The 24,922-nt window shown below is 31.1% G+C and carries 26 protein-coding genes and 2 tRNA genes; 12 read left to right on the top strand and 16 right to left on the bottom strand.

The genetic code is table 11. The annotated features are described in order from the left end of the window. Nucleotides 1–685 (top strand): DUF2920 family protein (locus tag BGS40_RS01545; RefSeq protein ID WP_141085127.1); only part of this gene is annotated, 685 nt, incomplete at its 5' end. Between the two features lie 13 nt (nucleotides 686–698). Further along, on the top strand, nucleotides 699–1,916 hold the full coding sequence (locus tag BGS40_RS01540) for a DUF2920 family protein (protein ID WP_096738261.1): 1,218 nt from the start codon (nucleotides 699–701) through the stop codon (nucleotides 1,914–1,916). A 13-nt stretch (nucleotides 1,917–1,929) separates the two neighbouring features. On the opposite strand, the gene BGS40_RS01535 is transcribed toward BGS40_RS01540, so the two are convergent. The 11 genes from BGS40_RS01535 to dcd are packed head-to-tail and all read right to left on the bottom strand — an operon-like array spanning nucleotide 1,930 to nucleotide 11,157. Then, nucleotides 1,930–2,151, bottom strand: coding sequence for an acyl carrier protein (locus tag BGS40_RS01535; RefSeq protein WP_002786077.1), 222 nt, complete (start codon nucleotides 2,149–2,151; stop codon nucleotides 1,930–1,932). Next, complete coding sequence (locus BGS40_RS01530) at nucleotides 2,151–3,215, bottom strand: beta-ketoacyl-ACP synthase III (protein WP_096738260.1); 1,065 nt, start codon at nucleotides 3,213–3,215, stop codon at nucleotides 2,151–2,153. Before BGS40_RS01530 ends, BGS40_RS01535 begins: the two co-directional genes overlap by 1 nt. Then, nucleotides 3,205–4,767 (bottom strand): HAD family hydrolase, encoded by a 1,563-nt coding sequence (locus BGS40_RS01525; RefSeq protein ID WP_096738259.1) that lies wholly within the window; start codon nucleotides 4,765–4,767, stop codon nucleotides 3,205–3,207. Before BGS40_RS01525 ends, BGS40_RS01530 begins: the two co-directional genes overlap by 11 nt. Further along, nucleotides 4,764–5,180: a VOC family protein gene (locus BGS40_RS01520; RefSeq protein ID WP_096738258.1), complete on the bottom strand. Its 417-nt coding sequence runs from the start codon at nucleotides 5,178–5,180 to the stop codon at nucleotides 4,764–4,766. Before BGS40_RS01520 ends, BGS40_RS01525 begins: the two co-directional genes overlap by 4 nt. Next, nucleotides 5,173–6,066 carry a class I SAM-dependent methyltransferase gene (locus tag BGS40_RS01515; protein WP_002829515.1) on the bottom strand — a complete coding sequence of 298 codons (894 nt, stop codon included), beginning with the start codon at nucleotides 6,064–6,066 and terminating at the stop codon, nucleotides 5,173–5,175. Before BGS40_RS01515 ends, BGS40_RS01520 begins: the two co-directional genes overlap by 8 nt. Continuing rightward, nucleotides 6,063–6,293, bottom strand: coding sequence for an acyl carrier protein (locus BGS40_RS01510; protein ID WP_004313913.1), 231 nt, complete (start codon nucleotides 6,291–6,293; stop codon nucleotides 6,063–6,065). The genes BGS40_RS01515 and BGS40_RS01510 overlap by 4 nt, the downstream gene beginning before the upstream one ends. Nucleotides 6,294–6,323: 30 nt before the next feature. Next, the gene (legH, locus tag BGS40_RS01505) at nucleotides 6,324–7,115 is read right to left on the bottom strand and encodes an N-acetyltransferase LegH (protein WP_004313914.1); all 792 of its coding nucleotides are present in this window, start codon (nucleotides 7,113–7,115) and stop codon (nucleotides 6,324–6,326) included. Beyond that, the gene (locus BGS40_RS01500) at nucleotides 7,112–8,419 is read right to left on the bottom strand and encodes a DUF4910 domain-containing protein (RefSeq protein WP_096738257.1); all 1,308 of its coding nucleotides are present in this window, start codon (nucleotides 8,417–8,419) and stop codon (nucleotides 7,112–7,114) included. Before BGS40_RS01500 ends, legH begins: the two co-directional genes overlap by 4 nt. Beyond that, nucleotides 8,412–9,542: a UDP-4-amino-4,6-dideoxy-N-acetyl-beta-L-altrosamine transaminase gene (pseC, locus tag BGS40_RS01495; RefSeq protein ID WP_087704718.1), complete on the bottom strand. Its 1,131-nt coding sequence runs from the start codon at nucleotides 9,540–9,542 to the stop codon at nucleotides 8,412–8,414. Before pseC ends, BGS40_RS01500 begins: the two co-directional genes overlap by 8 nt. A gap of 1 nt (nucleotide 9,543) precedes the next feature. Then, complete coding sequence (gene pseB / locus BGS40_RS01490; RefSeq protein WP_052794887.1) at nucleotides 9,544–10,548, bottom strand: UDP-N-acetylglucosamine 4,6-dehydratase (inverting); 1,005 nt, start codon at nucleotides 10,546–10,548, stop codon at nucleotides 9,544–9,546. 48 nt (nucleotides 10,549–10,596) lie between these two features. Beyond that, entirely contained in the window at nucleotides 10,597–11,157 is a 561-nt protein-coding gene (dcd, locus tag BGS40_RS01485; RefSeq protein ID WP_002854086.1) for a dCTP deaminase, read from the bottom strand. Nucleotides 11,158–11,305: 148 nt separating this feature from the next. Between dcd and accB the strand changes: the two genes are divergently transcribed. Together accB and BGS40_RS01475 are read left to right on the top strand one after the other, a co-directional pair. Next, nucleotides 11,306–11,761: an acetyl-CoA carboxylase biotin carboxyl carrier protein gene (accB, locus tag BGS40_RS01480; RefSeq protein ID WP_002853623.1), complete on the top strand. Its 456-nt coding sequence runs from the start codon at nucleotides 11,306–11,308 to the stop codon at nucleotides 11,759–11,761. Nucleotide 11,762: 1 nt separating this feature from the next. Continuing rightward, complete coding sequence (locus tag BGS40_RS01475) at nucleotides 11,763–13,094, top strand: acetyl-CoA carboxylase biotin carboxylase subunit (RefSeq protein ID WP_002854112.1); 1,332 nt, start codon at nucleotides 11,763–11,765, stop codon at nucleotides 13,092–13,094. Between the two features lie 37 nt (nucleotides 13,095–13,131). Here the strand turns inward: BGS40_RS01475 and salC are convergent, their stop codons facing one another. Continuing rightward, nucleotides 13,132–13,947, bottom strand: a complete 816-nt coding sequence (gene salC, locus BGS40_RS01470; protein WP_044306168.1) for a peptidylprolyl isomerase SalC — start codon at nucleotides 13,945–13,947, stop codon at nucleotides 13,132–13,134. Nucleotides 13,948–14,011: 64 nt separating this feature from the next. Here salC and gltX point away from each other — a divergent pair, with 64 nt between their 5' ends. From gltX to BGS40_RS01450, 4 genes are read left to right on the top strand one after another with little or no spacing between them, the layout of a single operon-like run. Continuing rightward, nucleotides 14,012–15,403 (top strand): glutamate--tRNA ligase, encoded by a 1,392-nt coding sequence (gene gltX, locus BGS40_RS01465; RefSeq protein WP_096738256.1) that lies wholly within the window; start codon nucleotides 14,012–14,014, stop codon nucleotides 15,401–15,403. A gap of 1 nt (nucleotide 15,404) precedes the next feature. Beyond that, the gene (locus BGS40_RS01460; RefSeq protein ID WP_002868535.1) at nucleotides 15,405–16,640 is read left to right on the top strand and encodes a malic enzyme-like NAD(P)-binding protein; all 1,236 of its coding nucleotides are present in this window, start codon (nucleotides 15,405–15,407) and stop codon (nucleotides 16,638–16,640) included. Then, a complete protein-coding gene (gene upp / locus BGS40_RS01455; RefSeq protein ID WP_096738255.1) occupies nucleotides 16,637–17,263 on the top strand; it encodes a uracil phosphoribosyltransferase in 627 nt (208 codons plus the stop codon). Before BGS40_RS01460 ends, upp begins: the two co-directional genes overlap by 4 nt. A 5-nt stretch (nucleotides 17,264–17,268) precedes the next feature. Then, the gene (locus BGS40_RS01450; protein ID WP_087704719.1) at nucleotides 17,269–17,940 is read left to right on the top strand and encodes an MqnA/MqnD/SBP family protein; all 672 of its coding nucleotides are present in this window, start codon (nucleotides 17,269–17,271) and stop codon (nucleotides 17,938–17,940) included. Here the strand turns inward: BGS40_RS01450 and BGS40_RS01445 are convergent. Together BGS40_RS01445 and BGS40_RS01440 are read right to left on the bottom strand one after the other, a co-directional pair. Beyond that, nucleotides 17,937–18,587, bottom strand: a complete 651-nt coding sequence (locus BGS40_RS01445) for a potassium channel family protein (protein WP_002853664.1) — start codon at nucleotides 18,585–18,587, stop codon at nucleotides 17,937–17,939. The two genes, BGS40_RS01450 and BGS40_RS01445, sit on opposite strands and share 4 nt — an antisense overlap. 10 nt (nucleotides 18,588–18,597) lie before the next feature. After that, a complete protein-coding gene (locus tag BGS40_RS01440; protein WP_057095947.1) occupies nucleotides 18,598–19,941 on the bottom strand; it encodes a TrkH family potassium uptake protein in 1,344 nt (447 codons plus the stop codon). Between the two features lie 139 nt (nucleotides 19,942–20,080). Here BGS40_RS01440 and BGS40_RS01435 point away from each other — a divergent pair. After that, a tRNA-Phe gene (locus BGS40_RS01435) sits at nucleotides 20,081–20,156 on the top strand. A gap of 114 nt (nucleotides 20,157–20,270) precedes the next feature. Here BGS40_RS01435 and BGS40_RS01430 read toward each other — a convergent pair. Both BGS40_RS01430 and BGS40_RS01425 read right to left on the bottom strand, forming a co-directional pair. After that, a tRNA-Ile gene (locus BGS40_RS01430) sits at nucleotides 20,271–20,347 on the bottom strand. 53 nt (nucleotides 20,348–20,400) lie between these two features. Next, nucleotides 20,401–21,501, bottom strand: coding sequence for an FtsW/RodA/SpoVE family cell cycle protein (locus BGS40_RS01425; RefSeq protein WP_032586745.1), 1,101 nt, complete (start codon nucleotides 21,499–21,501; stop codon nucleotides 20,401–20,403). Nucleotides 21,502–21,578: 77 nt separating this feature from the next. Between BGS40_RS01425 and BGS40_RS01420 the strand changes: the two genes are divergently transcribed. The 3 genes from BGS40_RS01420 to trmB are packed head-to-tail and all read left to right on the top strand — an operon-like array spanning nucleotide 21,579 to nucleotide 24,905. Continuing rightward, entirely contained in the window at nucleotides 21,579–22,547 is a 969-nt protein-coding gene (locus BGS40_RS01420) for an RluA family pseudouridine synthase (protein WP_053870113.1), read from the top strand. Next, nucleotides 22,492–23,727: a fibronectin type III domain-containing protein gene (locus tag BGS40_RS01415; protein ID WP_087691866.1), complete on the top strand. Its 1,236-nt coding sequence runs from the start codon at nucleotides 22,492–22,494 to the stop codon at nucleotides 23,725–23,727. Before BGS40_RS01420 ends, BGS40_RS01415 begins: the two co-directional genes overlap by 56 nt. Continuing rightward, the gene (gene trmB / locus BGS40_RS01410; RefSeq protein WP_002858203.1) at nucleotides 23,727–24,905 is read left to right on the top strand and encodes a tRNA (guanosine(46)-N7)-methyltransferase TrmB; all 1,179 of its coding nucleotides are present in this window, start codon (nucleotides 23,727–23,729) and stop codon (nucleotides 24,903–24,905) included. Before BGS40_RS01415 ends, trmB begins: the two co-directional genes overlap by 1 nt. The last annotated feature ends 17 nt before the right edge of the window (nucleotides 24,906–24,922 follow it).

Raw genomic sequence — 24,922 nt, 5'->3', positions numbered from 1 at the left:
AAAAGATTTAGTTAAACGTTTTCCAGAATTTGCAGATTTACCAAAAATTTATGGGGGGGGGTCTTATGGAGGATACCTATCTTTACTCATAGCAAAGATAGCTCCTTGGTATGTGGATGGCGTGATTGATAATTCGGGTTCGGCTTTGCCACCTTTAAATTATATTTTAGGAAGAGAAATGGAGAGCGGTTGTGATTATGTTTTAAATAGTTCGCATATTTTAATACAATGTTTTGTAAAAACCCACTGGACACGTAAAGAAAATTCACCTTATTTTTTTAATAATGAAAATTATTTTATTAGAACATTGTTAAATAAAGATCATTTGATTTTACAAAGTCAAAAAAATAAAAATATCATTTATGTGAGTTATCATAGCAAAGAAGATCCTTTAACTCCAGCAAATTTTAAAGAACAAACCATGCAAATATTAAAAATTTTAGGATATGATGTAAGCTTAAATTTGATAGATGAAAATAAAATTGATGGAAAATTTATTAAAAATTTAGATCATGGTTGTGGTATACCTGATAAAGCCTTATTTAGAAAAGAACTTCCTTTAATGCTTGAAAAATTGCAAGGAAGAAAATCTTTAATGCAAGAAAATTCCATCTCTTATCCTTGTGGAAATAAAGTATTTACTTTTAAAGATGTAGAAAATCAGTTAAAATTGATTATTAATTAAAAAGGAAAAATATATGCTCATAAACCAAACCTTTGAAATTGATTCTTGTGATGATGTAGAACTAGGCATTAAAAGAACCAGTAAACTTGAATACCGCATCAGTTATGATGATGAAAAAGATATTAAAGCTATAGTTTTTGTAATATCTGGAATGGGTGCCAATAAAAATATTTCTTTTTTAGACTTTGATAGAGAATATATTGCTAAAAAATTTGATGTTGTAGCGGTGAGTGTTTTTTATCATTGTTTTTCTATGCGTTTTTCAGAAGATATAAAATATAGTGCAATAAAAGTTTTTACATTAGAGGATCTTGAAAAGCTAGAAGAAGCTTTATCTAAGGTAGGTATAAATTCTAGTAGCTTAACTACTGAAAATAGTCTTGAATATGCTACTTTATTAGAACAAAGAATTACGCAGTTAAAAGAGAATGGGCAAATACCTTTAGATTATCGTGCTACTATTAGTTCAACTTTTATTCCGCCTAATGAAGAATATCAAAACTATGCTTTAATGCCTGCTATCGATCATATCAATGCTTTAAAAGATTTAGTTAAACGTTTTCCAGAATTTGCAGATTTACCAAAAATTTATGGGGGGGGGTCATACGGAGGTGTGATAGGTTTAATGTGTGCGAAAATAGCTCCTTGGTACGTAGATGGTGTAATCGATAATTCTTTAGCTGTTCTTCCTCCTTTAAAGCGTTTAGTAGGAAGAGAGATTGGCGAGTGTGAATATGTAGAAGGTAGTAAAAATTTGATTATAGAATTTTTTCTAAAGAGTTATTGGACGCGTAAAGATATAACTTCTCCTTATTATCTTCATAATGAAAATTATATTATTCGTAGTTTTTTAAATAAAGATCATTTGATTTTACAACATGATATTAATCCTAATATTATTTATATCTCTTATCATAGTAGACATGATACTTTTACACCTGCGGATTATAAAATACAGCTTCATGAATTTTATAAATTTTTAAAACTTGACGCCACTTTACATTTAATAAAAGACGAAAGTGAGATTGATGGCAGATTTATAAAAGATTTAAATCATGGTATGAGGATTACTGATAAAGCCTTATTTAGAAAAGAACTTCCTTTAATGCTTGAAAAATTACAAAAAAGAAAATGTTTAATGCAAGAAAATTCCATCTCTTATCCTTGTGGGAATAAAGTGTTTATATTTAAAGATGTGGGAGATAAATTTGAATTAGAGATAAAAGATTAAAACCTTAAAGGTTTTAATCAAGCTTTGCTAAATCGATTAAATCACTCACTTTTTGACAATTTTTCAAGTCCTCGGCTGTGATTTTTAAAGCAAAAAGATTTTTATAAAGCACCATCACAGATACAAAAGCCAAACTATCCCACTCGTCTATATCATCAAGTAGCATATCTTCATTTAAGTCTTCATCTCTATGCATAGCTTCTTTAAGCTCTTCTAAAAATTCAGTTTTTGTCATTATTTCTCCTTTGTGTAAATTAAAATATCTTTTGTGTATAAATCCTTGAAATTTAGCACCGCACTTCCCCAGCTAAGCCCTGCGCCAAAAGCACTTAAACTCGCTTTAAATTCTTTTGGAGTATCTAGTTCGCAAAGTAGAGCAGGTAGTGAACAAGCGCTTAAATTAGCGTATTTTTCCATGATGAAATTAGGAACTTTATCATCATTAAGTTTTAATTCTTCTTTAATACAATCAATCAAATACGCATTAGATTGATGAAAAAGATGAAAAGCAATGTCTTTTTCTTCTACCTTGGAAAATTCTAAAATTTCTTTAAAGCTTTTAGGTTCGCATTCTAAAGCCATATTAAAAATATTTGCTCCGTCCATGTAAAGATTTTCTAATTGTCTAAACTCCTCAGTTTGCATGAGCGAATCATCGTTAAAAATATCTGCTTTAGGTATTCTCATTGCACCTTTTGGAATGATGAGTTTATCAAAATGTCTTCCATCGCTTCCAAGTTCAAAAAAGGCTTCATTACAATCATCCGTTTTTTCAATCAAAGTTGCACTTACTCCATCGCCAAAAATTGGGGCTAAATTCATATTTTTAGGATGGATGAATTTGCTTAAAGTATCCCCACAAACGAGCAAAATTTTACCTAAGCCACTTTGTATTAAAGAATGAGCGACAAATAAGCCATATAAATACCCTGCACAAGCTTGCCCTAAATCAAAAGCTATGGTTTTAGAGCTTAAATTTAAAAACTGATGTAAATAACAAGCCGTAGAAGGCATGAAAAAATCAGGACTTTGAGTTACTACGATGAGTGCGTCAAGGCTATTTTTATCTATATTTAAACCTTGTAAAAGTGTATTGGCTGCGTGTTTGCCAAGATCGCTTACACAAGTGTTTTCATCACAAATATAACGCGTGTTTAAGCCTATGACTTTTTTCATTCTTTTAAGGGTTTTAATATCATTTGAAAAAACGCTTTCTAACTCATCATCAATGCAAATTTTATGTTCAGGTACGCTTACGCAAATACCTGAAATTTTAGCTTTATCAAATCTAGTTTTCATGGATTATAAGTCCTTTAAAATTTAAATTTTGAAATGAAACAAGGGCTGAGTTTTTTTCAATTTCTTTAGAAATTTGTTCTAAAAAGCTCAAAAATGGCATATTTCTTTCGCCTTTTTGATAGTAAAGCCTTGCATTATTGTTTTTAAGATCAAAGAAATGTAAAGCTAGTTCAAAGGCTTTAAAAAACATTCTAGTTTCAAGTTTTCTACCTAAAGCCCTACAAGAAACGCAAAGATCATCGATAAATAAATTTCCTTCTTTACAAGAAAAAACAAAAATAGCGATAATCCCACTATCGCTTAATTTATCACTCATACTCACACTTACAATGAGTTCTTTTTGCATGTGTTGTGCGACTTTTTCTTGATTTAAGCGTGTGTAATTAGCGATAAATTGATTGGTTTTGCCTAAAAGTTCGCTAATGCGAGGGATATTTTGCAGATCATTTTTGCTAAAATTTAAGCTGATTTCAAGATTTTGAAAATATTCTTCATCGCTTAAGTTTTTAAGCTCTTCTCTTAAAGCATTGGCTGCTATATCTTTGGCACGAATTTGATCTTCTTTGGTATTTGAAAGTTTTAAAAGATTAGGAAAAAGTTTGATTTTATAAAGTATATTTTCATCGCATAAAAGTGTTTTAACGCCTGTAAATTTGGTATTTTCAAGCTCGGCGATATTATCATCTATAAAAAGCATAGCGTTAGTATTTATATTAAATTTTTTAGCAATTTTTAAGATATTTTCACCTTTTGGCTCCCAATTGATCATTCTAGCATCAAAATCATCCCATTGTAAGATGAAATCTTTCCTTATTTCAAAAAGTTTTTTTGCGTCTTTTTCTTCATTTTTTGAAGCTAGGGCAAGTAAAAACCCTTGTTTTTTAAAAGTTTTAATTTTTTCTTGTAAGGTTTTGTGCAAAGGACTTAAATTAAGATTATCTATACCCTCTTCACCTAAAATTCCTTGATACAAGGTATTATCAAGATCAAGTACAAGAGCTTTAAGAGCGGGTTTTACGAGTGCAGGGATGAGACTGAGTCCTAAAATTTGTGCTAAAAAAATCAAGGCTTTATTATTAAGCTTAGAGCCTGTAAGTTCTTCTTTAGCTAGGTCTAAAATATCTTCTTCATCAAAATACTCTTTTATAAGTTTTTCTATGTTAAAAATTTCACAATTTAAAATTTTTTTATCTGTTTTAAATTCTCCTAAACTAAGAACTAAAATAGGGTTTTGTGAAATTTTTCTTAGTTCTAAAAGTCTTTCTTCTATAAAATTTTGCACATTATTTTTATAGCGGGTTAAATCTAGCCATAAAAGTTCTAAACTAGCTTCTTTAAAGTTATCAAAACTCAAGCTATCATCATAAGAGCTGAAATTAAACTCAGCTCGTAAATTAGCAAAATGTAAAAAAGGAGCAATGATACTTTGCACTCCTTCAAAAGCATGATTTCTATGGACATTAATAAGAAGATCTTGACTTTTGCTAAAGTCTAATTCTTTGGCGAATTTTATAAGCTCATTGCGTTTTAAATGGGGTGAAAAAAGATTCATTTTAGCTCCACAAGTTCGATTAAAAGCCTATTTGGCATCATGATAAAACAAAGTTTAGCAAAATAGCTTGCTTGTATAATAGGAACAATGCAAATGCCTCCTTGTTGTTCCAAAAGAATTAAATCTTGGGCGATGTTTTTACTTTCATAGGCTAAATGATACATTTTGGTATTATTTTTTAAATAGCTATCTAGTGGGCCTTTATCGTTTAAATTTTGCAAAAGTTCAAATCTATACTGTGGAAATGCTTCATTACAAGGAATGATAAATTCACCTCTTACCCCTTGTTTTTCATCTACAAATTCTGATTCTTTATAAAAACCTAGTTTAAAAAAACATTCCTTTTCTTTTTCTAAATTTTTACAAGCCACACCTATATGATGAATGGGTAAATTGAGTGTTGTATTAAGCATTTAAAACTACTGCCATAGTGATAGCATTTTTAAATTTCAATGCTTTTTCTAAACTATAATCATTTGCCATAAAACATTCATAAGTCTTAAGCTTTAAGCCTGATTTTTCTATCAAATCTTTAACTTCATCAGGATGGGAAAATAAATAAATATGATCAATAGCAGGAGCATTGATAGGAATAGTTGCAAAAATTTCCCCTCCATCGCTAAGAAGCTCTTTAGATCTTTTAAGGAATTCAAGAGGTTTTTCTACGTGTTCTAGCACTTCTCCAATCACTATCAAATCAGCTTTTTTATCAAAATCATAAGTAAAAAAATCTTGACATAAAAAATCACATTTTGTAATCAATCCCCCTACTTGTTGTTTTACCATTTTTTGAGTAAGTTCGCAACTTGTTGGAGAGATATCAAGTCCATAAAATGCGGAAAATTTACCACTTTTAACTGCTCTTGCAAAATATTCTCCATGGCCAGGGCCTATTTCAAAATAAGTTGTTTTTGGAGTAAAATTTTTTAAATATTGTGAAAAATACTTTCTCACTTTAATATGAGCTATCCAAACAAAAGAAGAAAGAGCTAAGCCTATCATGTATTGTTTCATATAGCTTTCATTAAAATAAACTTTATCCTTAACTTCATCAAAGCTAGAATAACGATAAGCCCCATTTTCTATGAAAAATTTTGTTTCTTCTAAAGTATCGTTAAGGATCAATAAATAACAATCGCATTGTTCTTTTATACTGATACCATCTTGAATATAATAAGAAATTAATTTATCAAATTCTTCTTCGTCTTCTTGTGAAAATTCAATTTTTTTAAGATATTTAGAATGGATAGGATTTTTTTGAGCGATGGCTTGAAATAATTTTTCAATATTTTCTTTCATTTTTCTGCCTTTAGGGTTTGAATTTTTTCTAGTAAAGCGCTTTGAGATTTTAAGAGACCTAAATCTTCTTTGTTAAATTTGATTTCAAATTCTTCTTCTAAACTCATGATGATATCAATATGAGCTAAAGAAGTCCAGTTCTTGCAGTTTTCCATGCTTAAATTTGTATTTTCATCTACTTTGGTTTCAAGTATATTTTCTAAAATTTCATAAAATTGTTTTTCCATTGTATACCACTTTCTTGAGAATGTTGAAAATTAATATATTGTATCATAATTTTCTATTAGAATTGTTTGGTTTATATCTAATTTTTTCCATAAAATTTCTATATATTCTTTAGCGTTGTAAATATTTATATGATCTCCTGCAAAATTGTTTTTTTTAAAATTTTTAGTATTATTAACAATATTGATAATGTTAATTAAATTGGGCTCAGAAGATATGTCAAGTTTTCTAACATAATAACTAATGGTTTTATTGTATGATATATTGTTTTCATCAATTAAAATTCCAGAGAAAATTTTATGATATCTGTAAAATACATTAAATTGTTCTTCTGCATAATGTGTTAGTGTATGTCCTTGGCCTCCAAATGTCATATATTTTCCATTCTCTTTGGCTAAAACTTCATAAACACAATTTTCCCCAAAACAACTTGTTGTATCTTTTAAAAATAATTCTTCTTTTGCTCCTTTTATAGCAAAAGAAAATATAGGATCGTTTGTGCGTTTTACTCCTGTTTGTTTGCGAAAATATTCATTTAATGCTCCCATTTTTGTTTTGGAATTTATTTTGTCATAAACTTCATTTTTGCAAAAACTATAAGTAAAGGTTGGCATGATCAAAGTGCCTTCTTTGCCTATAACTTCAAAAAAGCAATTGAGTATAGTCTGTAAAAATTCATTTCTAGAAAGCAAAGGCACGCCAAAGTTAAAAAGTTCTGTATGTACGCATAAAATATCACCCCTTTTTATACCTAGTTGATAAAAAGCATCTATTAAATCTTTATCGGAGTATTTTTTGTCATTGTGTTCTAAAAAATATTTCATTTTACTAGTCCATAAAATTTTATTTTTTCCAAAAGTTCTTTAAATTCATAAGCTTGCATATTTAAGATATTGGCTATATCGATGATATCATTCTCTCCATCGCAGTAAGCTAGAAAATTACAAGCCAAAGGAATGTCATTAGCAGTGCTAAGGGTATGATATAGTCCTCTTTTGCCAAGATTGGGTTCGCATACTATGGTGTTTTTATATACGGCGTTGATTTCTAGATTTAAAATCATTTCTTGCATGCTTTGAAGTCCACCCATTAAACCTTTTTCAGAGATAAAATCGAGATCATCTTTACTAGTGTGGTATTGTTCGTATTCTAGGTATCTTGTGCGACATACTCCTACAATGCCAAGATTTACAAGCGGAGCATTGTATTGTCTTTCATCGCTTCCACGATCTAAAAAACTAAAAGCTTTGAAATTTTCTTTATTTTTAAGCGTATGCAAGGCAACTTTATCGCTTAGAGTGTTTTCTTTGGGTGTGTGTATGAGTGAGTAAGCATGATCATCACCTAAGCAAGAAAGCACAAAGCCTGCTTTAACATGTTTTTTTAAATGCTCTAAATGTTTGCTAAGATAGACTATAGAGCCTATGGTTTCAGGAATGATGACAAAGCGGTAATTATACTTTCTTTCTTTTAAACTCAAAAGCCATTTTGCCAGAAAAATAGCCACCACAGGACCACTAAGCTCATTATTTGCCATGGAAGGATGACAAAGATAGGTTGAAATTAAAATTTCATCTTTTGAATTTTGCGTACTAGATAGGATAAAATCAGCATAATCCAAAACCCCATTTTCATCATGTTTCGCATTGATATAGACTTTGTATTTGCCTTTTTTGAGTTTTTTTCTTTCATTATGCGTGAGACAAAATCCCCAACGCCTTTTGTAATAACTCGTTACATAAGGAATAGCATCGGGCATTTCTTCTATGGAGTAAAGATGATTTTGAAGTTCTTCAAGTTCGATTTCTTTATCGATAGCTTCGCTATAATTTAGAAGGTGTAAATTATGCTTTTTAAAATCACAAATTTTTTCTCCTTCTGGAGTGATGATATAGGCTTCTTTAGCGTTCCATTCATCAGGGACTATCCAGTCAAAAACCTTTGTGCCACTTTTGATAGAGTGAAATTTGAGTATACCCCCCCCCAGAGTTTTATTTAAAATTTCTAAGCTAGCTCTAAAACCTTGCCCTGTGATACTCCTAGGGATAGGAAAAAGTTCACAAGCTAGTTCATACATAGCCTTTCCAGTTTGGTTAAAATCTTGACTTCTAAAGTCTAGCTTATCCACAATATCCCTTTTTAACTTTTTCAAGAATGCTAAATAAAGTATCTTTTACAAATTTTGCATCTTTTAGATTCATTTCTTGATGACAAGGTATGCTAAGCTCGGCTTTGTAAAAATTATCCGCATTTTGGAGTCTGATTTCTCCTAAGAGTTTTTTATAAAAACTAAACTCATAAGTTGGTTTATAATGTACCTGTACGCCAATTCCTGCATGAAGTAAGCTTTCAAAAAGTTCTTCTTTTTGACAATAAAATTCAGGAAAAAGCAAGATAGGGTATAAATGTCTTGAGCTTTTTTTATAATTTTTGATTTTTATCGTGGAAAAATAAGGATTTTTTTCAAATTCTTTATCATAAAAACTTGCAATTTCTTCTCTTTTTTCAAGATTGTGATCGAGTTTTTTAAGCTGGTTTATCCCTAAAGCACAAGCAACATCGCTTAAGCGGTAATTATAGCCAAGTTCTATCATATCGCTATCCCAAAGCCTTTTTTTAATGATACCATGGCTTCTTAAAAGCTTGATTTTGGTGATAAGCTCTTCATTATCACTCACCACAGCCCCGCCTTCAAAAGTAGTGATGGGTTTAACAGGATGAAAAGAAAAGATAGAAAGATCGGCTTTTTTTCCTACTTTTTCACTTTTATATAAGGCACCTAAAGCATGGCTTGCATCATCGATTAAAGGGATATTGTATTTTTTAGCAAGGCTTGAAATTTCATCTATTTCAACGCTATTTCCCCCAAAATCCACCACGCTAATAGCTCCTATATTTTTACTATCTTTTAAAAGTCTTGCTTCTAGTTTTTTTTCGTCAATATTGCCATCGTTTTTAATGTCGATAAACTCTACCTTAGCTCCAGCTATTAAGGCCGCATTAGCCGTAGCAGCGAAGGTTAAAGGAGTGGTTAAAACGATTTTTTCTTTGACGCCTAATGCTGTATAGGCAAGATGAAGGGCTGAAGTGGCTGAGTTTAATACACAAGCGTGTTTTACGTCCACATATTCACAAAGAGCTTCTTCAAATTCATCTACCTTTTTACCCCCTGTTAAAATTTCATCTTTTAAAGCTTTTGTAAGCGCATCTATATCGCTTTGATCGATGTTTTGATGAGAATAAGTAAGCATTTTAAAAACCTTCGGTGTGATTGATGATTTCTAAAAGTTCTTTTTCGCTTGCCCATAAAGGATTATTATCCGAACTATAAGAAAAACCATCTTTTACCTTTTGTCCTTTTTCGCCTAGGGCATTGATACTAAAGTCATTATCTTTATCTACAAGTTTAATGCTAGGGCTTATGGCATAGTAGTTTTCAAATTCATAGGTTAAATGACTATCATCGCTTGAAATCATGATTTCATGTAGTTTTTCTCCTGCTCTGATACCTATGATTTTATGATTTAAATGAGGAGCTAAAGCATGGGCTAGATCGGTGATTTTCATCGAAGGAATTTTAGGGATGAAAATTTCTCCTCCGTGCATTCTTTCAAAATTGCTCAGTACAAATTTCACTCCATCTTCAAGGCTGATCCAAAAACGAGTCATTCTTGTATCGGTGATAGGAAGTTCTTTAGCTCCTTCGCTGATGAGTTTTTTAAAGAAAGGTACTACCGATCCTCTTGAACCTACAACATTGCCATATCTTGTAACACCAAAGCGTGTTTGTTTGTTACCTGCTATATTGTTTGCAGCGACAAAAAGCTTGTCGCTTGCAAGTTTGGTTGCACCGTATAAATTTACAGGATTGCAAGCCTTGTCTGTACTAAGAGCAATACATTTTTTAACCCCATTTTCAAAGCAAGCATCGATGACATTTTGCGCACCGTGTATGTTTGTTTTTATACATTCCATAGGGTTATATTCAGCAATAGGCACATGCTTCATTGCAGCAGCATGTATAACAAAATCCACATCACGCATAGCAGTACTTAAACGCTCTTTATCTCTTACATCTCCTATAAAATAACGCATACAAGGAGCATTAAAAACGCTTGCCATTTCAAATTGTTTGAGCTCATCGCGAGAATAAATGATAATCTTATTAGGTTTATAGTTTTCTAGCAAAACCTTAGTATAAGTTTTTCCAAAAGAGCCTGTTCCGCCCGTGATTAAGATATTTTTTTTGTTAAACATTTTGCCTTCCTTTACTTAAGTTTTTTTAAATTAAAGCAATAAGTGTTCCTATTTTAAAATTCTTGGCAAGGTAATGCCAGTTTGGGCTTGATACTTGCCTTTTTTATCTTTATAAGTGGTGTCACATTTTTCATCGCCTTGCAAAAACAACACTTGCGCTATACCTTCATTGGCATAAATTTTTGCAGGTAAAGGCGTAGTATTTGAAATTTCTATAGTGATATGTCCTTCAAAACCTGGTTCAAAAGGGGTAACATTGACGATGATGCCACATCTTGCATAAGTGCTTTTGCCAAGACAAATAGCTAAGACATTATCAGGCATTTTAAAATATTCTATAGTTCTAGCTAGGGCAAAAGAATTTGCAGGAACTATACATACATCGCCTTCAAAATCTACTACATTTTCTTCTACGAAATTTTTTGGATCCACTACAGTTGAATTAACATTGGTAAAAATTTTAAACTCACGCCCTACACGTATATCATAGCCATAGCTTGAAAGTCCATAGCTTACCACACCTTTTCCTATATTTGCTTCGCAAAATGGTTCGATCATCTTGTGTTCTAATGCCATTTTTCTTATCCAATTATCCGCTTTTAAGCCCATTTTTAACCTTTTTAATATTTGTAATTGTTTGTAAGGATTATAACCTAAAAAATCTATATTTTTTATGATTTTTTTCTTTTTTAAAGTTAAATTTCAAGTTTTTTTATATAATACAAGGTTAAGTTCTTAAATTTTGTAGGAGAATTTTATGACAAAAGAAGAAATTAAAGAGTTAGTAAACCTTTTTGCTGAAGCAAATATTAGTAAAATTAAGATCAAAGAACAAGATGGTTTTGAAATAGAACTTGAAAGAGATATGTGCTGCGATGTTCCAGCCCCTGTTTGTCCTCCAGTTCCAGCTCCACAACCTATCAATGTAAGCGTTGTAAACGAAGCTCAACCTAGTCAAAGTGTAAAATCAAACAAACCAAGTATAAATAGCCCTATGGTAGGAACTTTCTATCAAGCTCCAAGTCCAGGTGCAGCACCTTTTGTAAAAGTAGGTAGTACGGTTAAAAAAGGCGATACTATAGCTATTATCGAAGCGATGAAAATCATGAATGAAATTGAAGCAGAATTTGATTGTAGGATCGCTGAAATTTTAGTTGCTGATGGTCAGCCTGTAGAATTTGGAATGCCTTTATTTGCGGTGGAGAAATTATAAAATGGAAATTAAAAGCATATTAATTGCTAATCGTGGAGAAATAGCACTGCGTGCTTTAAGAACGATTAAAGAAATGGGTAAAAAAGCAATTTGTGTGTACTCTGAAGCAGATAAAGATGCTTTGTATTTAAAATACGCTGATGCAAGCATTTGTATAGGCAAAGCAAGAAGTTCTGAAAGCTATTTAAATATCCCAGCTATTATTACAGCAGCTGAAATTGCTGAAGCAGATGCGATTTTTCCAGGATACGGATTTTTAAGTGAAAATCAAAATTTTGTTGAAATTTGTGCTAAACATAACATCAAATTTATAGGTCCTTCTGTGGAAGCTATGAATTTAATGAGTGATAAATCAAAAGCAAAACAAGTCATGCAAAGAGCAGGCGTACCTGTGATCCCAGGAAGCGATGGGGCTTTGGCAGGAGCTGAAGCAGCTAAAAAACTTGCCAAAGAAATAGGTTATCCTGTGATTTTAAAAGCAGCTGCAGGTGGCGGTGGTCGTGGTATGCGTGTGGTTGAAAATGAAAAAGATCTTGAAAAAGCGTATTGGTCGGCTGAAAGCGAGGCTATGACAGCATTTGGCGATGGAACTATGTATATGGAAAAATACATACAAAATCCACGCCATATAGAAGTGCAGGTTATAGGAGATAGTTTTGGCAATGTGATTCATGTGGGCGAAAGAGATTGTTCTATGCAAAGACGCCATCAAAAACTTATAGAAGAATCCCCTGCGATTTTGCTTGATGAAAAAACACGCACTAGACTTCATGAAACTGCTATTAAGGCAGCTAAAGCTATAGGATATGAAGGTGCGGGAACTTTTGAGTTTTTGGTAGATAAAAATTTGGATTTTTATTTTATAGAAATGAATACGCGTTTGCAAGTTGAACACTGTGTAAGTGAAATGGTAAGTGGGATTGATATCATAGAACAAATGATTAAAGTAGCAGAAGGTTATGCTTTACCATCTCAAGAAAGTATTAAATTAAATGGGCATTCTATAGAATGTAGAATCACAGCCGAAGATTCCAAAACTTTCTTGCCAAGTCCAGGTAAGATTACTAAATATATTCCACCCGCAGGACGCAATGTCAGAATGGAAAGTCATTGTTATCAAGACTATAGCGTGCCTCCTTATTATGATTCTATGATAGGCAAACTTGTAGTTTGGGCAGAAGATCGTAATAAAGCTATTGCAAAAATGAAAGTAGCTTTAGATGAGTTGCTTATAAGTGGGATAAAAACAACCAAAGATTTTCATCTTTCTATGATGGAAAATCCTGATTTTATTAATAATAACTACGATACAAATTATCTTGCAAGACATTAAAATTTCCCTAATTAAAGGGAAATTTTAATTGTAATTTTTATCTTAAATATTCTATATTGATTTTAGAGCGGAGTTTATCAAAATAATCCTGTATGAAATTTTGTCTTTGTTCGCTTACATAAGCGTTTAAAACTTCATTTTTAACTTGTTCATATTCAGGAGTTTGTGCCCCATCTTTGCTTTTAACTTCATAGAGTTCATAGCCATTTTTTCCATTTAAAACAGGGGAAAAGCCTCCAACAGGAATTTGTGATAAAAGCCCTAAAAGTCTTGGATCGGCATTGCTTGTGTTTAAAGATGCATTTTGTGGTTTAAGGATTGTTTTTTTTGTATTTTTGATATTTTCTAAAGTTTGAGGATTGTTTGATAAATAAATATTTGCATTAATTTGTGTATAAAAAGTGAATTTATCTTTATTTTGTTCGAAAAATTTTTTTGCTCCATCATCACTAAAATCAGTTTTTGCCATACTTGCGATTTTTTCATAAAGTTTTCTTTTTTCTAAATCTTTTTTAAAATTTACACGAAATTGTTCATAGCTTTGATTTTTGGATTTTAAATTTGTTTTGAAAGCATTTAAAGTGATTTTGTTTTGAGCAAGCATTTTATTTATAGCATCATCAAGCTCTAGATCATTGACTACAATACCCAGTTGTTTCATTTGTGAAATTTCCATTTTTTCATTGATGAGTATGCCTAAAGCTTTATTTCTATCAATTTTAAGTGCTTTTATAGTTTGATCTATATCATAAGTTGTGATAGGCTCTTTATCTACAACTACAGCTATAGCATTAATGGTATTTGCACTAGCTAAACTTGCAAAAAATGCAAAACTTAATAAAATTTTTTTCATTTCAAACCTTTATTTAAGTATAAATATCGCATTATATCAATAAAAATTTAAGAAAAGGCAAAAAATGCACGAAAAACTTACAACGCGTTTTGCTCCAAGCCCAACAGGGTATTTGCACATAGGCGGACTTAGAACAGCTCTTTATAATTATTTATATGCTAGAAAAAATGGTGGAAATTTTTTACTTCGTATTGAAGATACGGATTTAAAAAGAAATTCCAAAGAAGCTACTAAAGCAATTATCGAAGCTTTTAAATGGTGCGGTTTAGAACATGATGGAGAAGTAACTTACCAATCAGAGCGTTTTGATCTTTATAAAGAATATGTTAAAAAGCTTTTAGATGAAGGTAAAGCGTATTATTGTTATATGGGTAAAGAAGAATTAGAAGAATTGCGCGCCAAGCAAGAAGCTGCCAAAGAGCGCCCAAGATATGATGGAAGATATAGAGAATTTACAGGCACGCCACCTCAGGGTATAGAGCCTGTTGTGCGTATTAAAGCACCTCAAAGCGGTGAGATTGTTTTTGAAGATGGGGTTAAAGGCGAGGTGAGATTTAAAGCAGAGGATATAATGGATGATTTTATCATTGCAAGAAGTGATGGAACTCCAACTTATAATTTTACTGTTGTTATTGATGATGCTTTAATGGGGGTAAGTGATGTGATTCGTGGGGATGATCATCTTTCAAATACTCCTAAGCAAATTGTGCTTTATGAGGCATTGGGTTTTAAAATTCCTAAATTTTTTCATGTGGCTATGATACATGGAGAAGATGGTAAAAAGCTTTCAAAAAGACATGGGGCAACTGATGTTATGGAATACAAAGAAATGGGAATTTTACCTCAAGCTTTGCTTAATTTTCTTGTGCGTTTAGGTTGGAGCCATGGTGATGATGAGGTTTTTTCATTAGAAGATTTGAAAAAACTTTTTGATCCTTATCATATTAATAAAAGCGCATCTTGTTATAATGCTAAAAAGCTTGAATGGCTTAACGCTCATTATATTAAAACTTTGCCTTTTGAAGAGATTAACCGTCAGCTTAAGGATCTTGGCTTTGATTTATCTGTTTATGAAAAGGCAGGATTTTTACTTGATTTATTAAGAGAGCGTGCAAAAACCTTGCATGATATTATCAATGGTGTAAAAAGTATAGTTAATGCGCCGCAAAATTATGATGAAAATGCAGTACAAAAATTTATTAACAAAAATAATTTAGAATTGCTCCAAGCATTTGCTAATACACTTAAAGATCAAAAAACAGGTAAAGATTTTGAAGATTTTACAAATGATTTTTTAGAAAAAAAAGAAGCAAAGTTAAAAGATTTGGCTCAGCCTATACGCATAGCTTTAACAGGGAGTGCGGTAAGTCCTAGTATTTTTGAAGTATTAGAATTTTTAGAGGTTGATGAGTGCAAAAAAAGAATAGAAAATTTTTTAAAAGTTAGAGGAAAATAAAATGAATTTAAAAGAAGAAGCTTTAAAATACCATTTAGGTGGGAAAATTGATATTGTACCAAGTAAGCCAATGGCTACAAGCCATGATCTATCTTTGGCGTATAGCCCAGGAGTTGCAGAACCTTGCCTTGAAATCGCTAAAGATAATGAGCTTGCTTATACTTATACAAATAAGGCTAATTTAGTAGCTATAGTTAGTGATGGTTCTGCTGTTTTAGGACTTGGAAACATAGGAGCGCAGGCTTCAAAACCTGTTATGGAAGGTAAGGCTTGTTTGTTTAAAAAATTTGCAAATGTCAATGCTTATGATATAGAAATTGATGTTCATAGTGTGGAAGAGATTGTAAATTTTTGCAAAGCTTTGGCTCCAACTGTGGGCGGGATAAATTTAGAAGATATAGCTGCTCCAAAATGTTTTGAAATCGAAGCGGCTTTGCAAGATTTAGGAATTCCTGTAATGCACGATGATCAGCACGGAACAGCTATTATTTCAACTGCAGGACTTATGAATGCAATGGAGATAAGTGGTAAAAAATTTAAAGACATTAAGGTGGTTGTAAGTGGCGCAGGTGCCGCAGGTATAGCAAGTGCTAAGATGTATAGAAATTTAGGGGTTGAAAATATTATTTTAGTAGATAGCAAAGGAGTGATTTCTAAAGATAGAAATGATTTAACTCCTCAAAAGCTTGAATTTGCTGTTGATTCTAAGGAAAAGACTTTAAAAGAAGTTTTAAAAGGAGCCGATGTTTTCCTAGGACTTAGTGCGCCAAAAATTCTTGATGATGAAATGGTTTTAAGTATGGCAAAAGATCCTGTGATTTTTGCTTTGGCAAATCCTATCCCTGAAGTGATGCCTGAAGATGTAGCTAGACTTAGAAAAGATACGATTGTAGGAACAGGAAGAAGTGATTATCCAAATCAAATCAATAATGTTTTAGGTTTTCCTTTTATTTTCCGTGGGGCTTTAGATGTGCGTGCAAGTAAAATCACTGAAAATATGAAAGTAGCGGCTGCTAAAGCATTAGCAGATCTTGCAAAACTTCCTGTAAGTGATGCAGTTAAAAAGGCTTATAATTTAAGTACCTTAGAATTTGGAAGAGATTATGTCATACCAAAACCTTTTGATGAAAGAGTAAAAGCTGCAGTAAGTACAGCTGTAGCAGCAGCTGCGGTAAAAGATGGTGTGGCTAAGGTAAAAAATTTTAACGAGAAAGCTTATTTTGAAAGCTTAAAATGAAAAATATTCATTGTATCAATCATCCATTGATCGAACATAAGTTAGGAATTTTAAGGGCTAAAGAGACAAAGCCCTTTCAATTTCGTATGTTAATCGATGAAATTTCATCTTTTTTGCTTTTTGAAGTGAGTAAAGATTTTTCTTTAAAAGAAATTGAAATTTCAACACCTATACAAAAAACTATAGTAAAAAAACTTGATGAAAAGATTATGATTTGTCCTATTTTAAGAGCTGCATTAGGAATGTTTGAAAGTGTTTTTAAGATGATTCCTGATGCAAGTGTTGGATTTTTGGAGTTTGTGAGAAATGAAGAGACTTTAAAGGCGGATTTTTATTTTCAAAAACCTCCCAAAGATGCAAAAAAACACACCGCTGTTGTTATAGATCCTATGTTTGCTACAGGTGGGACTGCTATAGAGGCTTGTAATTTTTTAAAAAGCCAAGGAGTTAAAAAAATAAAATTTATATCCATACTTGCTGCTTTACAAGGTTTGCAAAAATTTAGCCAAATGCATGATGATGTAGAAGTTTTTGTGGCTTGTATTGATGAAGGTTTAAATGAAAAAGGTTATATTATCCCAGGGCTTGGAGATGCAGGAGATAGAGTGTTTAACACTCTTTAAAAGAGATGATTTTTGGAAAAATTGATTATATTAATCTTTTACCTTTGCATATATATCTTAAGAAATATCCCTTACCTAATGGTTTTAAAGCAAGTATGGAGCATAAAAAAGGAGTACCAAGTAAGCTAAATAAAGATTTATTTTATAGAAGAATTGATGCAGCTATCATTTCAAGCATAGAAAGCGCTAGAAAAAAATATAAAAATTTAGATTTGGGTATTTGTGCCAATAAAAGAGTTTTAAGTGTTTTAGTAGAAAAAAATACATTAAATGCCAAAGATCCAAGTTCAGCAACTTCAAATGCTTTAGCTAAAGTATTAAAACAAGATGGAAAAGTAATTATAGGCGATAAGGCTTTAAAGCTTTATTTAAAAGATCCTTCTAAATATATCGATTTATGTGCAAAATGGCACGAAAAAACAGGATTGCCTTTTGTTTTTGCTAGATTTTCTTGTGTGCAAAAAAAAGCTTTATATAAACAAATTTTGAAAAAATTTCCAAAAACAAAGATTAAAATTCCCTATTATATACTTCAAAAATATGCCAAAACAAGGGATTTAGATATAAAAGATGTTAGATATTATTTAGATGAAGTTATATATCATAAAATTTCTACCAAAGAAAAAACAGCCTTAAAGTGTTTTGTAAAGGCTTGCAAGGCTTTAAATCTTGCTTAGTGTTCAAATTCTCTAAGTTCTTTAACTGTTCCAAGGAGTATTACAACATCTCCACTATAAACTGTCGTGGTTTCTAAATCAGGTAGTATTTCCCAGTCGCTATTTAATTTTTTATAAGAAATCACTTTCATATTTTGTGCTACATGTTTTAAAGAATTTCCTGCTAATTTTTCATCTATATTGATCTTAATAGCTCGTATAGTATTTGCTGAAAGATCAAAAACTTCATAATCAGCATCTTTAGTTAAAAATTCTTTTACTAGTCTTTTAGCACTTTCTTTTTCAGGATAAATAACCTTTGTTGCGCCTAACTTAGAAAGAATTTGACCATGGATATTAGAGGTTGCTTTAGCAATGATATTTTTAACACCTATATCTTTAAGCGCCATAAGAGTAAGGATTGATTTTTCAACATTTTCTCCTATACTAACAATAACAACTTCAACATCATGAAAGCCTGCTTCTTTTAGGGCTGAAATATTTGTAGAATCTAAAATATAAGCATAGCTTGGAGGATTTTGTATGCTTTTTAAAGCTTCCTCATCTTTATCTGCAACGATAACAGTATGACCTCCAGCAATGAGTTCATCTGCTACAACTGAGCCAAATTTTCCAAGTCCTATAATTCCATAATTAAGATTTTTCACGATTTTACCTTTATAAATTAACCTTTCCTTCAGGGAATTTTAAATGAATAGATTTGTCTTGTTTGAATACCGAGAGTAAAAAAGCAAAAACACCTATCCTACCACTTAGCATCATAATGATGATAATTACCTTGCTAGGATCACTAAACAAAGCGCATAAAGATAAAGTTCCACCATTTCCTACTGAAATTCCTACAGTTGCAAAAGCTGAAGAAGTTTCAAAAAGCAAGGCTATAAAATCAAATTTTGACTCTAGCAAGGAAAGCAAAATAACAGCTATTACTATATAAACAGCTGAACCTACAGCTATGATAAAAGCTTTAGATATAGTTTCTCTTGGAATTTCATGTCCAAAAATTCTAACTCTTCCATCGCGGATACTCCAATAAGCATAGAGCAATAAAACCATTACAGTTGTTACTTTCATACCCCCAGCTGTTCCACCTGGTGCACCACCAATAACCATAAACAATGATCCAAAAAATAAGCTTGCATCATGCAAATGTCCCATATCTAAGGTATTAAATCCTGCTGTACGGTAGTTAATAGCGATAAAATATGAGCTTAAAATTTTATCGAAAAATGAAAAATGTCCTATAGTTTGAGGATTTGAGTATTCAAAAGCAAAAATAATAAGTGTTGAAGAGAGTATAAGAAAAATACTTGCAACAACAACTATTTTTGTATGTAGGCTTAAATTTTGCAATTTTTTTCTTTGAAAAAAGTATAATTCAACCAAAACAAAATATCCAAGCCCTCCAATAATAATCAAAGAAGTGATAATAAGATTAATTGCTATATCATGTTTATAAGCTATAAGCCCATGTTCAAATATAGTAAACCCAGAATTATTAAAAGCGCTAATAGAATGAAAAATTCCAAACCATAAAGCTTTCTTAAAATTCATTTCAAGGGCAAAACGCATGGCAAGAAGTATAGCACCTATCAATTCTATAGTAAAAATGAACAGCAAAACCTTTTTAAAAAATTTAAATAAACCATCCATTGATGGATAAAATAAAGACTCTTTTAGTAAATTTCTTGCACTAAAACCAACTTTTTTGCGTATGAGTATATAAACAAATAAACCTATACCCATATATCCTAAACCGCCAATTTGTACTAAAGCTAAGATAATAATTTGCCCTGCTAAAGTAAAATCAACCGCAGTGTTTTTAACTACTAATCCTGTCATACTAACAGCAGATGTGCTTGTAAAAAAGGCATCTAAAAAATCAATAGGAGTTGTATGTGCCCAACTTGAATGTAGCAATAAAGCCCCAAACAATGCAATAATAATATAACCAGCTAGTAAAATTTTAAAAGTTCGTCTATCTAGTCCAAATTGTTTCAAAAAAATTCCATTTGATAATGATCTAAAGCGGGTATTCTATCTTATTAAAACTTTAAGGGAAATAAAATTTTATTTTTGTATTTAAACTCAAATTAAAGAAAAAAAGATACAATTACATTTTTAATTTATCAAACATTGTGGTTGGATAGCTCAGTCGGTAGAGCAGCAGACTGAAAATCTGCGTGTCGGCAGTTCGATTCTGCCTCTAACCACCACTTTATCTTTCAAAAAATCACATCACATACTTTTTTATATAAGATTGAAATATCTAAAGAATTTAAAAATTATTTTTTAAAGAGAGAGTCTATAGCTTATACATATACAAAGAATGGTGGATTTAGCAGGACTCGAACCTGCGACCAACCGGTTATGAGCCGGTTGCTCTAACCAACTGAGCTATAAATCCGCCTAAGTTGAATTAAAAGATAAAATTATATCTTATTAATGCTTAAAAATATTTTATTTAGCCTTTATATCCGTCCAAAAATATCTAAAAGTGATTAAATGCTGTAAAATTCCAAAAAAAATCATAAAAATAGTAAAAGAACTTCCACCATAACTAAAAAAAGGCAAAGGGATTCCAACTACTGGTGCAAAACCTATAGTCATTGAGATATTTACTGCCGCGTAAATAAAAATAAATAATGCAACGCAATTAATAGCAACTCTAGCAAAATAATCATCTTTAAGTTTATAATTTAAACTAAGTAGATGAAAAATAAGTAAAATATAAAATATAATTAATGTCAATCCCCCAATAAATCCAAATCTTTCTATCATGTAAGCGAAGATAAAATCACTAGTTGAAATAGGTAAAAATTTAAAATGAGTTTGTGTAGCTTCATCTTGAGATTTTCCAGTTAAACCACCATTTCCAATAGCTATCATTGATTGGGTTACTTGATAACTTGGTTTTTCTGAAATAAAATCATGAATTCTTTGCTTTTGGTAGGGCTTTAAAAGATGTGTATAAATAATAGGAGAGCTAACGCTTATAGCTATAACAATACTTAACCAAATTTTATAATGAACTCCCATGATAAAAAGCACTCCAAAACCAACAAGTAGTAAAACCATAGCACTTCCTAAATCAGGTTCTTTTGCAATTAGCAAAAAAGGTAAGATGATATAAAAACTAAGTTTGATGAATTGTTTAAGTTTGTATCCATTTTTTGGAGGAGGATTTTGATAAATAAGATAAGCAAGCATTAAAATAAAACTAGGTTTAAAAATTTCAGAAGGTTGTATAGTAAAGTGAGTGAAAGGAATTTCAAGCCATCTTTTAGCACCTAATTTTTCAATCCCAAAAATATCTACGCTTAGCAATAAAAAAATATTAATCCAATAAGCAACAGGAATAATCCAAATAAATTTCCTTATGGGGAAGAAGAAAAAAACTATAAAAGCAAACAATCCCACACAGGCATAAACAAACTGTTTTTCTGCTAAAAAAGGATTAGCTTCAAAGATCAAGAAAAATGAAATAAGAATTATGGGTAAAAATAAAATGGGTTGCATATAGTCAAAATGAGTTAAAATTCTTCTATCTAATCTAAACAAAATTTGCCTTCAGTTGGTAATAAAAAGCTATAATTATAAACTAAAATTTTAAATTTATCAAAACCTCTAAGGAAAAAATGCAAACTTTTTTAGTAGATGAAAATTCAAGGCTTGATGTGTTTTTGGCTAAAAAATTAAACCAAAGTCGCAATCAAGTTGCTTTACTTATAGAAAAAGATTGCGTACAGGTTAATGATAAAATTCAAGATAAAAATTCATTTAAGCTTAAAAATGGTGATATTATTTCTATTGCAAGTTTAAAGCTTTGCGATGAGATAAAACCTCAGTTTGAAGTGGATTTTGATATTGATGTGTTATACGAAGATGAAGACTTGCTTGTTTTAAATAAACCTTCAAATTTAGTCGTTCATGGAGCAAATAGCGTTAAAAATGCCACTTTGGTGGATTGGTTAATAGAAAAAAAATATACTTTATCAAATTTAGGAGGAGAGATAAGAGCTGGTCTTGTTCATAGATTAGATAAAGATACAAGCGGAGCTATACTAATAGCGAAAAATAACTTCACTCATCAAAAATTAAGCGAACAGCTTGCAGATAAAAGCATGGGAAGAATTTATCTTGCGTTAATTGATTTGCCACTAAAAGAAGATAAAATTATAGTAGAAAAATTTTTAATGCGTTCGCCTTCTAATGCTATTAAAAAAATAGCCATAGATAAGGAAAATAAATTCAGCAAAAACGCAAAATCAGCTTTTATAAATGTAGTAAAAACTGAAAACTTAACTTTGATGGCTGCTAAGCTTTTCACAGGAAGAACTCATCAAATTAGAGCGCATTTGGCTAGTTTAAATCGCCATATTTTGGGTGATGGTTTGTATGGTTATAAGGGTAAGTATGATTGCAGGATAATGCTACATGCTTATTTTTTGTATTTTATCCATCCAAAAACCAAAGAGCAAATTTTTGTTAAAGCACCTTTGATGGAAGATTTTAAAAATATTATGTTTGAACAAATTAATTTAGGAGAGAATGATGAAAAGATTTCGCTTGAGTTTTTGCTTGAGTTTTTTAACTCTTTTGCTTAGTGCTTGTAGTGTTTCGCAAATGAATTCGCTGGCTTCAAGCAAAGAGCCTACTGTAAATGAGAGCTTGCCAAAGGTTGAAAGTTTAAAAAATCTTAGTGATATGAGTAACATTGCTTTTGAATGGGAGCCTTTATATAATGAAAATATCAAAGGATTTTATCTGTATCGTTCTAGCGATGAAAATCCTGATTTTAAACTTGTAGGTACTATTAAAGATAAGTTTCAAACTCATTATGTAGATACTAAATTAGAGCCTGGTACTAAGTATCGTTATATGATGAAAAGCTTTAATGAACAAGGACAAATTTCAGAAGATGGCAAGGTTATAGAAGTGAGCACAGCTCCAAGACTTGAAGCTGTTCCTTTTGTTCAAGCTGTGACTAATTTGCCTAATCGTATTAAACTTATTTGGCGTCCACATCCTGATTTTAGGGTTGATTCTTATATTATTGAAAGAGCCAAAGGTGATGATAAAGAATTTAAAAAAATTGCAGAAGTAAAAAATCGTTTAAACGCTGAATACATCGATGGTGATTTAAAACCTAATGAAAATTCAAGTTATAGAATTATTGCTGTGAGTTTTAATGGGATAAAGAGTGAGCCAAGTCAAGTTGTAAGTTCTACAAGCAAGGCTTTACCTCCTCAAGTTGAGCATTTAAGTGCTAGTACAGATGGTTCTAATAAAATCATTTTAACTTGGGATGCTCCTACGTATGAAGATTTTTCTTATTATAAAGTTTATTCTACGAGCTCAAGTTTCCTTCCTTTTAGTGTTTTGGCAAAGACTGATAAAAATTCTTATGAGGATATAGTAGAAGGAGCAGGTAAAAGCAAGTATTATAAAGTAACAATGGTCGATAAAGATGGTCTTGAAAGTCCTATGCCAAAAGATGGTGTAGAAGGTAAAACTTTAGGCAACCCTTTGGCTCCTAGTATTATTTTGGCCCAAAGCACAAGTGAAGGGATAAATTTAGAATGGAGTGATAATGATACTAGAGCTGTTGAGTATGAAGTAAGACGCTATGGTGGGGAGCAAAATGCAGTTTTTAAAGGCATTAAAGAAAAGCGATTAAAAGATGTAAAAGCTTTACCAGGGGTGGAATATAGTTATGAAGTTATTGCTATTGATTCAGCTGGACTTCGTTCAGAGCCTTCAAGCAAAGTTAAGGCGGCTCAGTAGTGCCAAATTTTAAAAGTAAAAAGATCAAAGAAATAAATCTACCTTATAGTAAGGATGATGTTGAATTTCTTTGGCTTGCTAAGAATGATAATGTTAGTCTTATTTATACAAAGGTTCAAGAAGAGAGTTTTTTTCTGCAGATTAAAAAAGCACAAAATGGTTTTGTGATTAAAGGCGATAAACATACAAAACCTTCTAAAATAGGTTATTTGCAAAAGGCTTTAAAAATCTTTAAAGAAGGTTTTTGTGAGGATATTATCAATGAAGCTTTTGGACTTAAAAACAATGCTTTAATTGAAAAAACACCATTTATTGTTGATAATTTTGATGAGCTTTTATCTAGACTTCAAGGTAAAATTTATATAGAAATAGGCTTTGGATCAGGAAGACATTTGCTTTATCAAGCAAAAGAAAATCCAAATGTTTTAATTTTAGGGGTGGAAATTTACAATCCAGCTTTAACTCAAGTAGCTAAACTTGCTAAAGCACAAAATGTAAATAATATTTTGCTAATCCAAAGTGATGCGAGATTGTTATTGAGTGTATTAAAATCAAAATCAGTTGAAAAGATTTTTTTACATTTCCCTGTTCCTTGGGACAAAAAGCCTCATAGGCGAGTTATTGGGAAAGATTTTTGCAAAGAATGTGCTAGGGTTTTAGTTCAAAATGGTCGTTTTGAGCTTAGAACAGATAGTTTTGAGTATTTTAATTTTACTTTAGAGCAATTTTTGACTTTTCCTGCTCCAAAATTTAGCCTTAGAAAAAATGAAAATTTAGAAATTTCAAGCAAATATGAAGATAGATGGAAAAAGCAAGAAAAAAATATATATGATCTTTGGGTGTGGAATTTTAACCAAGAGTGTAAAAACTATGAGTTAAATGAATTTAATCTCTCATCGGTTGAATTTTCTAAAGAGGATTTGAAAAAAATAGAGCAGAACTTTAAAAATATTACTATAAAAAAAGATGATTTTTTCTTGCATTTTGAAAGCATCTATAAACAAGATGAGAATTTGCTTTTAAAGGTTGCTTTTGGAGCTTTTAATAAGCCTGAACACTGTTATTTGCATCTTGATAAAACGATTGATTTTGCTTTTAAAGAGCCATTTAAAATTCAAGAAAATATTAAAGCGATAAATGAATTAAAAGAAATTTTAAAAGTTCAGTTTAAAATATAATTTTTCTTGAAAATTAA

This window comes from Campylobacter sp. 107 (genome assembly GCF_002383835.1).
Taxonomy (GTDB): Bacteria; Campylobacterota; Campylobacteria; order Campylobacterales; family Campylobacteraceae; genus Campylobacter_D; species Campylobacter_D jejuni.
The sequence above is the reverse complement of the archived record's forward strand: the minus strand, read 5'-3'. Positions and strand labels throughout refer to the sequence as shown.

What these genes read in the sequence shown, in the direction of transcription:
- pseB (WP_052794887.1), bottom strand. Translation starts at nt 10,548, where the DNA reads ATGTTTAACAAAAAAAATATCTTAATCACGGGCGGAACAGGCTCTTTT.
- BGS40_RS01420 (WP_053870113.1), top strand. Translation starts at nt 21,579, where the DNA reads ATGCAAACTTTTTTAGTAGATGAAAATTCAAGGCTTGATGTGTTTTTG.
- BGS40_RS01520 (WP_096738258.1), bottom strand. Translation starts at nt 5,180, where the DNA reads ATGCTTAATACAACACTCAATTTACCCATTCATCATATAGGTGTGGCT.
- pseC (WP_087704718.1), bottom strand. Translation starts at nt 9,542, where the DNA reads ATGCTTACTTATTCTCATCAAAACATCGATCAAAGCGATATAGATGCG.
- gltX (WP_096738256.1), top strand. Translation starts at nt 14,012, where the DNA reads ATGCACGAAAAACTTACAACGCGTTTTGCTCCAAGCCCAACAGGGTAT.
- BGS40_RS01525 (WP_096738259.1), bottom strand. Translation starts at nt 4,767, where the DNA reads ATGAATCTTTTTTCACCCCATTTAAAACGCAATGAGCTTATAAAATTC.
- BGS40_RS01535 (WP_002786077.1), bottom strand. Translation starts at nt 2,151, where the DNA reads ATGACAAAAACTGAATTTTTAGAAGAGCTTAAAGAAGCTATGCATAGA.
- BGS40_RS01415 (WP_087691866.1), top strand. Translation starts at nt 22,492, where the DNA reads ATGATGAAAAGATTTCGCTTGAGTTTTTGCTTGAGTTTTTTAACTCTT.
- dcd (WP_002854086.1), bottom strand. Translation starts at nt 11,157, where the DNA reads ATGGGCTTAAAAGCGGATAATTGGATAAGAAAAATGGCATTAGAACAC.
- BGS40_RS01515 (WP_002829515.1), bottom strand. Translation starts at nt 6,066, where the DNA reads ATGAAAGAAAATATTGAAAAATTATTTCAAGCCATCGCTCAAAAAAAT.
- accB (WP_002853623.1), top strand. Translation starts at nt 11,306, where the DNA reads ATGACAAAAGAAGAAATTAAAGAGTTAGTAAACCTTTTTGCTGAAGCA.
- upp (WP_096738255.1), top strand. Translation starts at nt 16,637, where the DNA reads ATGAAAAATATTCATTGTATCAATCATCCATTGATCGAACATAAGTTA.
- BGS40_RS01530 (WP_096738260.1), bottom strand. Translation starts at nt 3,215, where the DNA reads ATGAAAACTAGATTTGATAAAGCTAAAATTTCAGGTATTTGCGTAAGC.
- BGS40_RS01460 (WP_002868535.1), top strand. Translation starts at nt 15,405, where the DNA reads ATGAATTTAAAAGAAGAAGCTTTAAAATACCATTTAGGTGGGAAAATT.
- BGS40_RS01540 (WP_096738261.1), top strand. Translation starts at nt 699, where the DNA reads ATGCTCATAAACCAAACCTTTGAAATTGATTCTTGTGATGATGTAGAA.
- BGS40_RS01510 (WP_004313913.1), bottom strand. Translation starts at nt 6,293, where the DNA reads ATGGAAAAACAATTTTATGAAATTTTAGAAAATATACTTGAAACCAAA.
- legH (WP_004313914.1), bottom strand. Translation starts at nt 7,115, where the DNA reads ATGAAATATTTTTTAGAACACAATGACAAAAAATACTCCGATAAAGAT.
- BGS40_RS01475 (WP_002854112.1), top strand. Translation starts at nt 11,763, where the DNA reads ATGGAAATTAAAAGCATATTAATTGCTAATCGTGGAGAAATAGCACTG.
- BGS40_RS01450 (WP_087704719.1), top strand. Translation starts at nt 17,269, where the DNA reads ATGATTTTTGGAAAAATTGATTATATTAATCTTTTACCTTTGCATATA.
- salC (WP_044306168.1), bottom strand. Translation starts at nt 13,947, where the DNA reads ATGAAAAAAATTTTATTAAGTTTTGCATTTTTTGCAAGTTTAGCTAGT.